Below are 15,375 nucleotides of genomic sequence, written 5' to 3' on the forward strand. Positions count from 1 at the left end.
CACGGATGCGCGGCTTCCATTTCGTGTATACTACATGGTATATGATAATCTATCAACCTGTGGCAAGCGAAGCTAGTATCATGAGCAGGTTTATGAGGAGAATAAATACTAATGGCCAACTACGAGCAGGAATTGCTTGATTTTATGAAAGAAACGGCTTATAAGCCGATGACTTACCAAGAGCTTGAGAAGCATTTTGGCATTGAGGGCGCAGTGGAATTCAAGGAATTCCTTAAGCTGCTGAACAAGCTGGAGGATGAGGGGAAAATCATCCGCACGCCTAATGACCATTACGGAGTTCCGGAACGAATGAACTTGCTGCGCGGGAAGCTTCAGTCACATGCGAAGGGCTTCGGCTTCTTGATTCCGGATGAGAAAGACCATGGCGACGTATATCTTCATGCGAATGATTTGAAGAGCGCAATGAACGGGGATATTATTCTCGTTCGGGTCACTTCAAGGAGCGAGCATGGCGGACGGATGGAGGGCGAGGTAGTCCGGATCGTCGAGCGCGCCGTCACGCAAATCGTCGGAACATTTGAGGATCATGAGGTTTATGCTTTCGTTGTGCCGGATGACAAACGGATCAACCGTGATATTTTCATACCTAAGGGCGGCTATCAAGGGGCTGTTTCTGGCCAGAAGGTCGTCGTAAAAATTGTATCGTATCCCGAAGGGCGTTCTGCGGCCGAAGGGGAAATTGTCGAAATTTTAGGACATAAGAACGATCCGGGCGTCGACATTTTGTCGATTATCCGCAAGCATCAGCTGCCGGAGGGTTTTCCCGACGAAGTCATGGCTGAGGCGGAGGCAGCGCCGGATTCGATCACGGATGAAGAAATCGTGCAGCAGGGCAGGCGAGATCTGCGCGGAGAGGTCATTGTTACCATCGACGGCGAGGATGCAAAGGATCTTGATGATGCCGTGCACGTGAAGCGGCTGGAGAACGGCAACTATTTGCTAGGCGTGCATATTGCCGACGTGGGCTACTATGTTACAGAAAACTCAGAGCTTGACCAAGAGGCCTACCGCAGGGGCTGCAGCGTTTATTTGGTCGACCGCGTGATTCCGATGCTTCCGCATCGTTTGTCGAATGGGATCTGCTCACTTAATCCGAAGGTTGATCGTCTGACGCTTTCATGCGAGATGGAGTTTGACGCGGAGACGCTGAAGCGTGTTCGTCATGATGTATTTACGAGCGTCATCCGTACCAAAGAGCGAATGACCTATACGAATGTGAAAAAAGTATTGACGGCAACAGAGGAAGAACCGCAAACCGAACTCAAGGAACGTTATGCGGATCTGCTGGACATGTTCGGCCTTATGGAGGACTTGGCGATGCGCCTTCGTTCCAAACGGATGAAGCGCGGCTCGATTGATTTTGATTTCCAGGAATCGAAGGTCATCGTGGATGAGAACGGCAAAGCGATTGATATCATCAAGCGTGAGCGTTCGGTAGCTGAGCAAATCATTGAAGAGTTTATGCTTGTAGCGAATGAAACGGTAGCCGAGCATTTCCATTGGCTGCGCGTTCCATTCCTTTATCGGATCCATGAGGATCCGTCGCAGGAGAAGCTGCTGAATTTCGTGCAGTTCGCAGCGAACTTCGGTTATGCCGTGAAGGGCAAGGGCAATTCGATCCATCCCAAAGCGCTGCAGACCTTACTTGAAGATATCCGCGGCACGAAGGAGGCAACCGTCATTTCGACGGTCATGCTCCGCTCCATGAAGCAAGCCAAATATGATGCGGAGAGCCTAGGACATTTTGGGCTTGCGGCAGAGTTTTATTCCCATTTCACATCGCCGATACGCCGTTATCCCGATTTGGTCATTCACCGCGTAATCCGCGAGGTGCTGAATGGCGGGGGCCAATTGACGGAGGCTCGTCATGAAGCGTTGACGGCGCGCATGCCGGATATTGCGCAGCATTCGTCGGAGCGCGAGCGGGTGGCGGTCGATGCGGAGCGCGATACGGAGCAGCTGAAGAAATGCGAATACATGCTCGATAAAGTCGGCGAGGAATTCGAAGGGATCATTAGCAGCGTAACGAGCTTCGGTATGTTTATCGAGCTGGATAATTCGGTTGAAGGCTTGATTCGTCTGAGCGACATGTCGGATGACTACTACAATTTCCATGAGCAGCATATGATCTTAGTCGGCGAACGGACATCTAAAATATACCGGATCGGCGATGAAGTGAAGATACGCGTTACTCGCGTAAGCATGACGGAGCACACGATCGACTTCGAGCTTGTGGATATGAAGCCGCGCAGCGGCAAAGGCATTCCAAGCAGCTTTGGTGGTGAGCGCGGCGGCAAAAAACGCGGCGGCTTCGGCGATCGCGCCGGAAGCGTCGATCGCGGGCGCGGCGGTAAAGAACGAGGCGGATCGAGCGAAGGCGGCCGCGGAGGAAAAGGCGACGGAGCAGGCGCGGGCGGAAGAGGACGCGGTGGAGCTAGTGAAGGAAACCGCGGCGGACGCGGCGGCGCGGCTGGCCAAGGCGGAGCGGGCGAGAGCAAGCGCGGCGGAAAAGGCCGCGGTGGCAAAGGCGGCGGACGCGGATATGGCGGCGGCGAGGATCGCAGCGTAGTCGGCATTGTCGAGCAAGCCAATCCGTGGCGGATCGATGCGCCTGACAGCGGCCGCGGCGGCAAGCGGCGCGGCCGGGGCGACGGCGAAGCCGGAGCCGGCGTGAACGACGGCGGGAATTCGCCGGCGGGGCGCGGGCCGGGGCAAGAGGCGGATATGCCGCCGGGCCAAGGCAGGGAGCAGTCGCGCGGAAGCGGAAGCGGCTCGCGGACGGATATGTGGGGCTTGCCCATCCGCGGCGGCGGCGGGCCAGGCGGCAATGGCCGAGGCGGAGCCGCCGGGAAACGGCGGAGCGAGGGCAGCGGTGAGGCGGCGAGGCGGAAAAATACGTCGCCGAGCGGTGTGTTTAATGGCGAGCGGAGTGCGGATGCGGTAAGCGCGGAAGGCAGCGACGCTCCAGTGAAGAGCAAGCGGAAGAAGAAAAACGGAGGCGGCGGAAACGCAACGGCTGCGTTTGTTCGCAAAAATCGCAAGTAAAAAACAGGGGCGGCGATTTCCGATCTATGGTATAAATGGGAGTCGCCGTGTTCTGGGCAATTTGGGAAAATATATTTAAGATCCTCGCTTGCTTTTTAATTCTGGGTATAGTACACTCAAATCAATCGATAATATGAACCTGAATTCACATATTGAAAAGGGTGTCATTATAGTCATGAAACCCTTTCCAATGTGTGAATTTTTTGTTTAAAGACAAACCAGGCGCATATTAATATTATTTTTTTGGAGGTTTTTACACATGCAACAAGGTACAGTTAAATGGTTTAACGCAGAAAAAGGTTTCGGCTTTATCGAAGTTGAAGGCGGCAACGATGTATTCGTACATTTCTCCGCAATCACTGGCGAAGGCTTCAAAACTCTTGAAGAAGGACAACGCGTAGAATTTAACGTTGTTCAAGGCAACCGTGGACCACAAGCAGAAAACGTTGTAAAGCTGTAGTAGCTTACGAACGTTGATAAAGCCGCCTTTAACCCTATGGGTTGAAGGCGGTTTTTTTGTATGTAAATAAGCTTGTGTTTTATTGAATAGAGGTTGTTTATTAGCGGTTTTGATCTAGAATTTGACGTGCTGTCCGGACAAGTGAGCCATCGATCGGGGCCGTGACTCCGCCGTTTCTTACACCTGTTCCAAGGTGTACGGCTTGTGATTTTGTAGCAGCCATGAAAGCCGGCAAGGAGGCGATGGAAATTCCACTTCCTGGCATGATAGTTATAGCATGTCCATAACTTTGTTCATTCAACCTGATGATTTGATCGACGGCATCAAGCACGCTTGGTTTTCCCCCTGAGGTGAGCAGCCATTTAATTTGCGGGTATTTCATTAGCGTTGACAATGCCTCTTCCTGATCGGCAATCTCATCGAAAGCACGGTGAAAAGTGACAGGAAGATCTCCCGCTGCATCCAGCAGACGTTCTAAAGCTTCGGTATCGATTTTTCCGTCTGTGCGGAGTGTTCCTAGAACGAAAGCATGAATGCCTAAGCGTCGCATATTTTCCATATACGCAATCATGCCACGCAAATCAGCTTCATCGTACACAAAAGATTGGCTGTGAGGCCGCACCATGACATGTACGGGAGTGGTTTTGGGAAAAGGCGTGCTGTTTGATTGTTCGAGTCGTTTAAGGGCTTCAACTACCGTAATGGTTATGTCTTTCGCCGGACTTAAACCGCCTTGATCAAAGGCGGAGATAAGCTCTATGCGGTCCGCGCCGTGCAATGAGGCTGTAACCGCTTCATCGGCTGTCATAGCAATGATTTCGAGCAGCATGGGAATTCTCCTTTTTTGGCAGGGCACGAGAGAAGTTAGCTTAACCGCCGCCTTGATTTCCGTTCATAAAGTTGTTACAATGAACACCAGAATACGTGCACCACTATTTTAGCTTAAATAAGTCGAGGTGACTAGCATGGGTAAGAAAAGTGACGGCAAGCAGCTCGCCCAGAACAAGAAGGCTTCCCATGACTATTTCATTGAGGAAACGTTCGAAGCGGGCATGGTGCTGCTCGGTACAGAAATCAAATCGCTCCGCAACGGCAGGGCGAACATCAGTGACGCTTTTGCAACGATTCGTAACGGCGAGTTGTTCATCAACAATATGCACATTAGCCCATTCGAACAAGGGAATATGCATAATCCTACCGATCCAACGCGTGCTCGTAAGCTTTTGATGCACAAGTCTCAGATTCACAAGCTTTTGGGCTTGTCGAAGCAAGAAGGATATGCCATTGTTCCTTTGAAGATTTATGTGCGCAATGGTTACGCGAAGCTGTTGATTGGTCTGGGTAAAGGTAAGAAGCAATACGATAAGCGGGATACGGCGGCTAAGCGTGACGCTCAGCGCGATATCCAGCGTGCCTTGCGCGAGAAACAGAAGGTCGCTCGATAAACTGTTATTTCCATGGAAGCAAGCATCCATTACTGCCAATAACAAATATGCACGGACGCTGCTCATTCGTGTTATACTAAAGCAGTAGCAACGGCAAGACAAACAAAGTAAGTAACGAAGCAAGTGCATTCGTGCTAGACAATCGGAACGGCCTGCCAGATGATTAGTCTGACGGTGACTGCTCCTTAATCCTAAAGCTTCAATCGAGCTAAACGTTAGTGCCGAACCTATGTGGAACTGCAGCTAACCGTTTATGCAAAATTGGGGGCGTTTATGGATTCGACGGGGATTGTACGAGCGCGGGTTGCGGGTAGCAGGGAGTCGTCTGCTTCATCAACGCTAAAGCCTATTAAACGGCAAACAACAAACAAACTACGCTTTCGCAGCCTAAGAAACTGTGTGCGTGCTTCTACCCAGCATCGTCCATGTGACTGGATTAGGGGCTAACAAGTAGTGGAATACGCTGTCTCATCTCCGCCTGCGGTGAGCTGAAGAAGACAATCAGGCTGACCCAAAGTATAGCCGGTTACGGGGCGATACTCGGGTGACATCAAAACTGTGACTACACCCGTAGAAGCCTGTGTGGCGTGATCTTCGGACAGGGGTTCAAATCCCCTCGCCTCCACCATCATTAACACCATCCGCGTGAGGATGGTGTTTTTGTTTTTTAAAGTGCTTGAAAGATAATTTGCTCCTGTAGCATTTCATTTAACGGCGATTATGTAGAATGAAACTGAAAAAGTCTTTCCCTTATTCGTTCCAATTGATCAAATCGATCTCTAGGAACGTTTCAAGAAAAGAAGGTAAGACAACATGATGGAAAGTGGTGAAATAACCGTAAAAGGGGGAGATTGAAACTGAAATGGAGGAGCCCTGCGATTCAGAAATTTCCTTTTAATAGTATCCTGAAGCATGTAATTTGGCATTGATATTTGAAATTGAAGTTATCATTTGAAGTTGTAATTGGAGTTGAATGAAAGTCGAAGCTACAGTTCTAAAGCTTCCTTAGTAATCTTTTTGATATCAACAGGGCAATTGGAGCTTTCCTTAACGATGTCAGGTAAAACATGCTTTAAAAAATAATCAACGCAATGCAGCTTTATTTTTTTGATTTTGATAAGCGCTTCGCGATACATGACTACAAATTCTTTCTCCCTGTTGCCTCTTTGCAATTCAGTAAGTGCCTCGTACACTTGATCAAGTTTATCAGCCACTTCAAGAATGAGACCTTCGACGGAATCGTCCTTGCCTTCACGCAGTTGTCTGCGGAAAATAGACTTGAACTCTTCTGGAATGTTCTCCTCTATAAAAAGAGCAATCATGCCCTCCTCTACCTGCTGCAGCATACCTCGCAGTTCTAGCGAATAGTGTTTAACAGGTGTCTTAATATCTCCTATAAATATTTCACCATAATCATGGCTGCTCGTAATCTCGTATAACTTCTTCCAATCTATCGTGACGCCATTGCTTTCCTCAATATCCGCCAATGTTTTAGCGTATTGTACAACCTTCCAGGAATGAGCGGCAACGCTGTGCTCTTCAAATTTAAACTTACCGGGACAACGAATAATACGTTCGAGATCATTAAGTGATTGGAAATACGTATGAATCCCCATGGCATGCAATTCCCTTCCTTAATCAATTTATTATGTGATGCATTACAGTTAGTATAAAGATTATTTGTTAGTGGATGATTAATTAAATTAGGTAATATAAGGAAGAGAAAAACCCGACTGCGTTAGGTAGGGGTTTTGCTTTGCCTCGATATTAACTTCTATATGAGCTCACTCTTGGTGGATGATCTCCTTTTCTATTAATTCTACGAAAAAATATACTAATGGTCTTGATGAGTTTGTCCATACCATTTGAATTTGTTTTCATAGAATAGATTATCCCTAGTAAAAGGAGTGAAGCAAAATGCCAAAAAGAAGCAGTGGTAATCGTTCTGGTGGTAATCGTTCTGGTGGTAATCGTACTGGAGGAAACCGTTCGGGAGGAAACCGTACTGGAGGAAATCGCACGGGAGGAAATCGCTCTGGTGGAAACAGCGTCGGAGGAAGTTCAGCAGCAGCATTCCTTCGCAGCCTAGCCCCAGGCACACCCAACGTGAATATTCAATTTGACGGCGGTGGTGTCAGTGGAGTTTTCGTTGGAACTTTTCAAGGAACAGATGGTAGAGGAAACTTTTTATTTACCAACTTAGCCAGCCGGACGACTAACGTCGTTCTTCCTGGTATAACAAGAATTGCTGCTGATCAAATCAATGCCGCAAGCATCTAATGTTTGCCAAATAGAGCATCCCTGCATATAAGCAGGTGATGCTCTATTTGCTTTAAAGCCCAACTCGGATTAGAGAGGGACATTGCAGATGCTTATTTATAGTAGGATGTCGTCAAGGGGATGAAGATGCTCCCGCCGTCCTTGAGGTCTGAGTGTACAAAGAGAGTTTCAACGCCGCTAATGTCAATCTCGAACGTTTTTAATCCCTCTGCCACATCAATCGTATCGATTTCAAGCTTAACATCGGTATCACTATCTTGGACGAAGAATTCCTTGATATCTTCGCCTACTGCAGCTACCTGAAGGTACAATTTTTGATATTTTCCCTTAGGATAAAGCATAAATCCGCTTGAACGGTTTCCGTCGGCGTTATTGAAGAAAACGTCTTTATAGTCTTTGCCATTATAACTCGTTAACTGGGGATCCTTAGTCCGAAAATTGCTGTCGAAACCATCAGCAATCGAGACGCCAACCCCTTTTTCGCCGAGAAAGATGGTATTGGTTTTATTATCATATTCTATTGCAACGCCGAGCGCTTTAGACATTGCACGTACTGGAAGATATGTACTGCCGTTATAGGAGATTGGTGCCATAACCGCACCTTTGTCGTTTTGCGGTTGAAACGGTTTTCCATTCACCTGAAATTTCATGGAAAGATTTAAAAATGCTTTAATCTGCTGCAGATTTGAGCCCGCATATACACCAGCGCTGGTACTCATTAGTAAAATACCAGCGGCTCCAGCCGCAATCCATTTCTTCTTCATGTAGCACTCTCCCAAGGATAATTTTAGTATAATTGGTAATTATCTGAATTTATTGTACATAAAAACCAAGTATAAGAGTATAGTCTGAAAGCCTCACGAGGAGGCTGCTGAATAAAAGCTTTGTATTCCCATATATGATAAGGAATAGAACCCCGACCTCTAGAGATCGGGGTTTTTGCTGTCTTATAGGCTCCATCTAGATCTAAACTGAGCCGGCTCACACCCTTGAGAGTTGAAGAGTGGGGGTCTTCTGAAGCTTTCGCCCGGCTTTTGCGGTGAAAACAGGTTTTAATGCTAAGGAGCGAATGAGCTCCTTTTGCGTGAACGGCTTTTTTCTGCCCCATTGCCGGACTCGAACCATAAAGGGGCTTTCAGGATTTTTCATATGATAGAAGCCCGGCAACCGCATGACTCTTGATAGATTCGTGATCATGGGATCCGAGCCGAACTTTTGGGCTAAAGCTTTTTGGATAGGAACGAAACGGTTTATGGATCCGCCTTGAAGGACCCAATAGATGTGATACCCGTTTTTTGTTTCGATGATCATCGTATTCTTAATGCGTCTCTTATGTTTTGTCATAAACTCTTTTTTCAAAGCAGCGACTCTCTCTTTGGTTCGCAGGGCTAAAAGATGGTATTGACCTTGTTTATTTCTCTTAATTGTAATGGATAGCAGCTTCTCTGAAGGATCGGATTGGAGTGATTTCATCCTCTCCTGGACTTGATCTTCGGTGTGTAAATGCTCCGAAATCTTATTGAGGTCAACATCGATGAATTGTGCTCTAATTTTCTTGAAATCGCTTTTCCTTGTTTCGCGGTAGTTAATCTCCATAAAAACCGCATACCCTTTTATATTTTGGCTGAATACATGGATTAGATAGTTGTTTTTGGAAAAGAGGGTGATTCGAGGCGCGAGTCTTTCAAGTAGATATAGAGGTTTATGCAGCGCCATCGCTGGATAATTGGAAGAATGGCTATAAGCCTGGTTTTTGTGCTCAGCGTCATGGACTAAGGTGAAATGCAGTTGTTCGTCCTTCTTGCAGCCAAGTTTTCTTATGAAATGACGTGCGTGGCTGGAATACCTTTGCGTCATTGAACCACATCCCCTCCTATGCTTGCGATACACGTTGGATTTATTTCTAACCAATCATATTCGGGAAAGCTGCGACAAGTGTAAACGACGGTACCCATTTTTCTTTCTGACATTTGTCATAGGCACTTTGTGACATCCCGCACTAATTGAATCCACGGGCAAGGGAACTGAAGCGTAATTATATGTCGGAAGCGACTGGAAGCTTGGAGCCAAAGGATCGAAGCGATTGCCATTGCGCGCTGAAAGGGATGGTTAGAATAAGCAAGCCCCCGCCGCGAAGGCGAGGGCTTATTCATCATTCATGCAGCCGGCATGGTGGAGTGCGGTTTAAGATAACCATGTATCACAGCTATTGCCTTTGCTGAACCTTAACTCCCTTAATCAGAAGCCAAAAAGCTAACGATAGTTCTCCGACCACACCAGGTATGGCTACAATCAGCAAAAATACCGTTTGGTAGTCGGAGTAGTTGGGCAGAAGAAAATGTGCAATACTATCGGTTAGATATCCGGCAGCCGATAGGACCAAGAAGATTCCAATCAGCTTTGGCAAATAGCCTCTAGACTTGATGATTAAATAACCCGCGACCAATAAATGAAGTCCGAAAAATACCAATCCAATAAGCCATCCATTGTTGAATGCATCAATCAGTAACATCGCCTGAGCGTGTAACTGCTCTGTCGTGAAGACCGTTAAGTATTCAGCGCCGCTTAGAAGCTGCAGAACATTCAAAAAATGATGCAAGGCCATTCCAAAGACCGCGGTGTATACCAGCCTAAACAATGCCGCGAGCAATGCAAGATTCTTATTAACGGGTTTGAGCAGAACATAAAGTGCCCAAGTTACCAGTACATCGAGAATAAGCACGAGGACAAAGCATAAAAATCCACTCCGAAACAATATCTCATTGGTTATGATGTTATTAGCCGTCGTTGCGGCATCATCCGCTACAATAAGACCTTCAAGAACGGTGAAATTAGAGAACATGGCAAGTATGGCCATAAGCAGAAGCCCGAAGCCAGCTATTCTGGCATAATAAAGCGGTGAATTTGCGGCTTCGGTGTTAAGGTTTGTCATTTCTAACCCCTCCTAATTTTCCTCAAAAGAGAATACCTCTTCCAACGTTAAGCCAAAGACGCGAGCTATACGAAAGGCCAGTTCCAGGGATGGCGAGTAATTTCCTTTCTCGATTGCAACGATGGTTTGCCGAGTTACTCCCGCTTTATCTGCTAATTGCTGCTGGGTCATTTCATCATGGTTAAAGCGCAAGGTCCGAATGTTATTGCTAATATGCCATTTGCCCATCTTAGATACCTCTCCGATAAAGATACAGCTGCGTAATGTTTCCAACCAACTCCGACAATAACCCTGAACCAATAAGCAGGATGAACATGACATAAGGCGGTTGATCCATGACCAGCGGTATCATGGATAGAAGAAAACCGATGATAAATACATAATGGGAATTTCTCGTGGATTTCAAATAAATCAATCGGTCCAGCTCATCCGTAATGAGTGGTTCTTTTTCTTTTGTTGCGATGGTGTTAATTATGCTGAATACGATATGGATGATCACTTTCGCTATGATCGACACCGGAATTAAGATGAGGATGAAGGCTCCCCAGAAGCGGTATTCATTCGATGTATGAAAGCTCCCTTCTTGGTACTTATGAAACACATACAGACTATACATGGTGAAAATCAGCAAAGTGGATAGTAAAGATACAAGGTTTCTCTTTTCTTGAAACGACATTATCATCTTTCCTTTTCTGCTAATTTTTATAAAAAAGTAAATGATTGTATACACAGTGTATTGGAAACTATACTTAGTGTCAAGTATACTTTACATCAAAATGCAAAAGAGGGCTGTGGTTCCAGCCCGTACTTCTATTTAGCAATTGGAATACATGCTCTTATAATAACGAGGATCGCCTGATGGCTAAGAGCGGTTTCATGTCCTTCCATACTTTACGCATCAATTTCCAATCGGAGAGGGATTGGCCGGACTCGGGCCTCAACAGCGTTTGATGAATTTGCAGAATGCGGTATTTCACCCCGTTTGCTGTATTCAGCCGGGTTGACCAGGTAGGGATGAGGTTGGATTCCGTCACGGCAACCCTTCCGTCGGTTTCTTTTTTGACCGTTAATTGCAGGACGACGCCGCAGTTGGTTGCTGGATTACGGTAGAGGCGGGTAGAGATGAAATTGCCAAGTGAGTAGATAGCAAAGCGATCGTCCTTGGTGGCAAAGGCCGGTTGAATGACATGCGGATGATGGCCGAGAATGATATGCGCACCGTTAGCCAGCAGCAAATTCACCAAGCGTTGTGAATGCTTCAAAGGGATATGGCGGCACTCTTTTCCAATGTGGAGGCAGACCACGACAACATCAACAAGGCTGGCGAGCCTGCGTACATGCTCGGCGGTTTTCTTATGATTCGAGGGATCGATTTGGTTGACCATCCATGCTTTATCCGAAGGCAAGGGGATTTTATTCGTTCCTTTCGAATAGCTGGCGATTCCCACCTTGATGCCTTTTACGTCCAGAATCAGATGGTTCTCGGCTCCGGGATCGGATGAGTACGTACCGGTGTGTGCAAGCCCGTGGCCATCTAGAACCTCCAGCGTGCGGACAAGGCCTTTCGTGCCGCGATCCATGCAATGGTTGTTGGCCGTAGTCAAGACGTGAAAGCCCGATTCTTTTAAGGCGGGGGCCAATTCGTCGGGGCAATTAAACATCGTAAAGCCTGTGCGAGGATTCGACTGCGTATAACGGGCTTCCGACCCTGCGAGCGGCGTCTCCAGATTGCCAATTACGAGATCGGCTTGTGTGAACAAAGGATTGACATTTTGAAACACGGATTCAAATGAATAGCTGTTTTTATTCAAATGTTTGGCTGATTTCAGGAGAGGGCCTATCATCAAAATATCTCCGGTGGCGGCAAGCTTGAATTCTGTGGACAAGGCAGTTGTATCCTTTCCCAATAAAGGTTTTGCCTCATTTTATGATGAGCCGGTATACCAGGTGCTTAGCCCCTAAGAGATGAAAGGGCAGTCAAATTGGTCATACAACCAAATCGTTCTTTATTTTCTTAACATAAAATATAACGCGGCAATATGAAAAGAAGACATTATGCGTTTTAGGGGGCAGTATTTTGGGGCAAATAATCAAGCGGCAAAGGCCCGTCATCGCGGTTACCGGAAGTGCCGGCAAGACGACTACCAAAGAAATGATTGCAGCTGTACTGCAAAGGCGTTGGAAAATTTTCAAATCACCCCGCAATAATAATGCTCCGAGCGCGACAAGAAGGCATGCCAGGATGCTTCGTCCTTTTTACCGGGCTGTGGTGCTAGAGTACGGGATGCAGTTTTATGGAAACATCAAAAGGCATTGTCAGTATTTACAACCGAGTATCGGAGTGATTACGAATGTAGGCAGGGCTCACGTAGGCAACTTTGGCGGTCGCATTAGCGGGGTAGCCAAGGCAAAATCGGAGATGATCCGTTACATGAAGCCGAGTGGTACATTATTGTTGAACGCAGACGATCCTTCTTCCGCATTGCTCCATACCAAAGGGTTCAAAGGTAAAATCATTACGGTAGGCATACGGAATAAAGCGGATTTAAAAGCCACTCATGTCCATTATAAAAATGGCGGGATGAGCTTCAAAGTAGAGCTGGACGGCGCTCAGCATTCCTTTTATATTCCTATTCTCGGAGAGCATAATATTTACAACGCCCTGTTTGCCGTAGCGATTGCCCATGGCTTGGGAATTTCGACGCAGCAAATTCAAGTCGGGCTAAAAACGTTTGAGCGATCGAAGAGCCGGTTAGTCGTCCATCGTCTGGGCAGAAACGTAAAGGTCATCGATGATGCTTACAGCTCGAACCCTGATGCAACCAAAGCGGCTATCGATGTGTTATCGACCATTGGAACGAATACGAGAATAGCGGTACTCGGTTCTATGCTTGAATTAGGCAAGCATACATCCAAGGGCCATCAAGAGGTCGGAAGGTATGCCGCCGCTAAAAATGTCAGTCATCTGTATACGCTGGGCGGTACAGCGAAGCAGATTGCGGTCGGCGCCAGGGGAGCGGGTTTTCCTGCGAATAGGATAAAGAGCTTCGCAAGCAAGCAACAGCTGCAAAAGGCTTTGCTGCGAAAGCTGGAACCGGGCACGACGATTTTGATCAAGGGGTCAAACCGACTTCGCATGAGTTCGGTGGCAAAGTACTTGAAACGTAACGCGGGAAAGAGAAAATAACGATAGATTACTCCTTAGCGGCTTGTGAAACAGCGTGCTTCCTTGCGAAGCCGCGGATCACAGGCCTTTTTTCATTGCAAATTTCAGGTTCTTCTAAAGTTGAACGTGAACAAACTCATGCTATAATACCCTCTAAGAAAACACGGAAGACGAGAAGCCGATTGCGGGGCGAGGGAGACATCATGAACAAAGTCATTTTATTTCTGCGGCACAATTTTCTGGACCGAACGATCATGCGCACGATACTGATATCGTACCTGCTTGTTAATGTGCTTTTATTGCTGCTGCTGGGCTATTTGTCCATTCGGGATTCCACGAAAATGATTACCGATGAAATCGTAAACTCCAGCAATAAGGTCATGGAACAGGCGGCGCTCGGCCTTAGCTTTAATCTGGAGGAATCGAAGCGTTCGCTCGTCATGCTTGCCGGGAACTATTCGGTGATCACGATGATGAAGGAGCATCATACGATTGGCATCCGAAACAGGCTTCAGCATGAACGGAATATCGCGGAAATCGCACAGGGCGTAAGCTCTTATCAGACGTTAATCAGCGACGTTCTCATGCTGGGCAAGACCGGTTATATCAATAATTTGGATGGGAGAAAAACGCTGCAATGGGATTATCCATTTCAGTCGAAGGATTGGGTCAAAGAAACGTTCCAGACGAATCCGCAGGGCAGCTTTTTCAGCATCGGCGTACACAAACAAGACTATTACCTCTCTACAAATATTACACGTTATAATCAGCCGGCATTATCGGTTGTTTTACAGGTTAAGGGCTACCAGGGCCAAACGCTTGGAGCCGTTATCGGGAATTTGGATCTTAGCAAAATTAACGGCATGTTCGAGCAAAGCACCTACCAAAATAAAGGCAGCATTTTTCTAATTGACGAGAATCGCCGAATAATCGTTCACAAGGATAGCAGCCAGATTGGCCAAACCTTGAAATTTCCGGACGAAGAGAAGCTGTATGAGCAGCCTTCGGGCCATTTTAAAGAAACGGTTAACGGCATTGAAACATTGGTCATCTTTCAGCCTACGGCCGTCAGCGGTTGGAAAATGCTCTCGACCGTCCCGATGTCAGACATTACGGGTCAATCGCAGCCGCTTAAATCGAATCTTGGCCGCATTCTTTATTTATGCCTAATCGCCAATACGCTGATCAGCCTGCTTATTACGCTCCGCATATCGCTGCCGGTGAGAAGGCTGCTTGCCGCGCTGGACCGTATGGGCGAGGACGATTCGCTGTACGTAAAACCCCGCGATTACCGCTACCGGGAGCTTAATCATATTGGGAACAAATTCAAAGACCTGATGGGCCGCATTGACCTGCTGATCAAGCAAAACTATTTAACCCAAATCAGTCTGAAGGAAGAGGAGCTTAAGACGCTCCAAGCGCAGATTAATCCGCATTTTCTATTTAATACGCTGCAGCAGCTGCAGACGGAAATCGTATGCGGAAATACGGAAGAGTCTAACCACATCGTCTTGTCGCTCAGCAACCTGTTCCGGTATTCCATGAAACGCTCAGAGGAGGAAGTCGAGCTGGAGCGGGAGATGAGCAACGTATCCGACTATTTATATATACTCAACAAGAAATACAATGACGGCATTGCCGTTTCCTTCCTCATTCCGAACCGTGAGGTACTTCGCTGTAAGATTCCGAAGCTGACGCTTCAGCCTATCGTGGAAAACTCTATTCGTCATGGCTTTGGCGATCATATCAGGGAGGGCGCGATTCAGATTAAAGCCGTTGCCGGACGCAAAGGGCTGCTGATCGTGATCGTGGATAATGGACAAGGCATTGCCAGCACTCAGGTGGATACACTGAACCGGCATATCAACAGTCCGACTCAGAAGACGGATAATATTGGTTTATACAATGTGAGTCAGCGCATAAAGCTGAAATATGGAACTGAATATGGGATCCGCATTCGCAGCAGACAAACGGCGGGCACGAAGATTTCGATTTTGCTGCCGCTTATTTATTGAACCGATAAGGC

General features: G+C 47.1%; 14 protein-coding genes and 1 other RNA gene. 7 read left to right on the forward strand and 8 right to left on the reverse strand.

Going from position 1 to position 15,375, the window contains the following annotated elements; genetic code table 11:
- Positions 1–111: 111 nt before the first annotated feature.
- A complete protein-coding gene (rnr, locus tag MRBLPE1_RS23375; RefSeq protein ID WP_364149857.1) occupies positions 112–3,066 on the forward strand; it encodes a ribonuclease R in 2,955 nt (984 codons plus the stop codon).
- Positions 3,067–3,325: 259 nt separating this feature from the next.
- On the forward strand, positions 3,326–3,526 hold the full coding sequence (locus tag MRBLPE1_RS23380) for a cold-shock protein (RefSeq protein ID WP_028609190.1): 201 nt from the start codon (positions 3,326–3,328) through the stop codon (positions 3,524–3,526).
- Between the two features lie 100 nt (positions 3,527–3,626).
- On the opposite strand, the gene MRBLPE1_RS23385 is transcribed toward MRBLPE1_RS23380, so the two are convergent.
- On the reverse strand, positions 3,627–4,355 hold the full coding sequence (locus MRBLPE1_RS23385; RefSeq protein WP_364149859.1) for a copper homeostasis protein CutC: 729 nt from the start codon (positions 4,353–4,355) through the stop codon (positions 3,627–3,629).
- Between the two features lie 136 nt (positions 4,356–4,491).
- Here MRBLPE1_RS23385 and smpB point away from each other — a divergent pair, with 136 nt between their 5' ends.
- Both smpB and ssrA read left to right on the forward strand, forming a co-directional pair.
- A complete protein-coding gene (gene smpB, locus MRBLPE1_RS23390; RefSeq protein WP_364149861.1) occupies positions 4,492–4,971 on the forward strand; it encodes an SsrA-binding protein SmpB in 480 nt (159 codons plus the stop codon).
- Positions 4,972–5,234: 263 nt separating this feature from the next.
- Positions 5,235–5,599: a transfer-messenger RNA gene (gene ssrA / locus MRBLPE1_RS23395) on the forward strand.
- 358 nt (positions 5,600–5,957) lie between these two features.
- On the opposite strand, the gene MRBLPE1_RS23400 is transcribed toward ssrA, so the two are convergent.
- The gene (locus MRBLPE1_RS23400) at positions 5,958–6,587 is read right to left on the reverse strand and encodes a YfbR-like 5'-deoxynucleotidase (protein WP_364149863.1); all 630 of its coding nucleotides are present in this window, start codon (positions 6,585–6,587) and stop codon (positions 5,958–5,960) included.
- A 301-nt stretch (positions 6,588–6,888) separates the two neighbouring features.
- Between MRBLPE1_RS23400 and MRBLPE1_RS23405 the strand changes: the two genes are divergently transcribed.
- Positions 6,889–7,251 carry a hypothetical protein gene (locus tag MRBLPE1_RS23405; protein WP_364149865.1) on the forward strand — a complete coding sequence of 121 codons (363 nt, stop codon included), beginning with the start codon at positions 6,889–6,891 and terminating at the stop codon, positions 7,249–7,251.
- Positions 7,252–7,343: 92 nt separating this feature from the next.
- On the opposite strand, the gene MRBLPE1_RS23410 is transcribed toward MRBLPE1_RS23405, so the two are convergent.
- The 6 genes from MRBLPE1_RS23410 to MRBLPE1_RS23435 all read right to left on the reverse strand — a co-directional run bounded on the left by MRBLPE1_RS23410 (position 7,344) and on the right by MRBLPE1_RS23435 (position 12,069).
- Positions 7,344–8,015 (reverse strand): stalk domain-containing protein, encoded by a 672-nt coding sequence (locus tag MRBLPE1_RS23410; protein ID WP_364149867.1) that lies wholly within the window; start codon positions 8,013–8,015, stop codon positions 7,344–7,346.
- Between the two features lie 217 nt (positions 8,016–8,232).
- Complete coding sequence (locus tag MRBLPE1_RS23415; protein ID WP_364149869.1) at positions 8,233–9,108, reverse strand: DNA-primase RepB domain-containing protein; 876 nt, start codon at positions 9,106–9,108, stop codon at positions 8,233–8,235.
- Positions 9,109–9,457: 349 nt separating this feature from the next.
- The gene (locus tag MRBLPE1_RS23420) at positions 9,458–10,183 is read right to left on the reverse strand and encodes a DUF4386 domain-containing protein (RefSeq protein ID WP_364149871.1); all 726 of its coding nucleotides are present in this window, start codon (positions 10,181–10,183) and stop codon (positions 9,458–9,460) included.
- A gap of 12 nt (positions 10,184–10,195) precedes the next feature.
- Positions 10,196–10,411: a helix-turn-helix transcriptional regulator gene (locus MRBLPE1_RS23425; RefSeq protein ID WP_364149873.1), complete on the reverse strand. Its 216-nt coding sequence runs from the start codon at positions 10,409–10,411 to the stop codon at positions 10,196–10,198.
- A 1-nt stretch (position 10,412) separates the two neighbouring features.
- The gene (locus tag MRBLPE1_RS23430; protein ID WP_364149875.1) at positions 10,413–10,859 is read right to left on the reverse strand and encodes a hypothetical protein; all 447 of its coding nucleotides are present in this window, start codon (positions 10,857–10,859) and stop codon (positions 10,413–10,415) included.
- Positions 10,860–11,019: 160 nt separating this feature from the next.
- On the reverse strand, positions 11,020–12,069 hold the full coding sequence (locus tag MRBLPE1_RS23435; RefSeq protein ID WP_364149876.1) for a CapA family protein: 1,050 nt from the start codon (positions 12,067–12,069) through the stop codon (positions 11,020–11,022).
- Between the two features lie 191 nt (positions 12,070–12,260).
- On the opposite strand from MRBLPE1_RS23435, the gene MRBLPE1_RS23440 reads away from it, so the two are divergent.
- Together MRBLPE1_RS23440 and MRBLPE1_RS23445 are read left to right on the forward strand one after the other, a co-directional pair.
- Positions 12,261–13,370 carry a UDP-N-acetylmuramoyl-tripeptide--D-alanyl-D-alanine ligase gene (locus MRBLPE1_RS23440; protein WP_364149878.1) on the forward strand — a complete coding sequence of 370 codons (1,110 nt, stop codon included), beginning with the start codon at positions 12,261–12,263 and terminating at the stop codon, positions 13,368–13,370.
- A 182-nt stretch (positions 13,371–13,552) separates the two neighbouring features.
- Positions 13,553–15,364, forward strand: coding sequence for a cache domain-containing sensor histidine kinase (locus tag MRBLPE1_RS23445; protein WP_364149880.1), 1,812 nt, complete (start codon positions 13,553–13,555; stop codon positions 15,362–15,364).
- Positions 15,365–15,375 lie beyond the last annotated feature (11 nt).

It is taken from the genome of Paenibacillus sp. LPE1-1-1.1 (genome assembly GCF_040676435.1).
In the GTDB taxonomy this organism is placed as follows: domain Bacteria; phylum Bacillota; class Bacilli; order Paenibacillales; family Paenibacillaceae; genus Pristimantibacillus.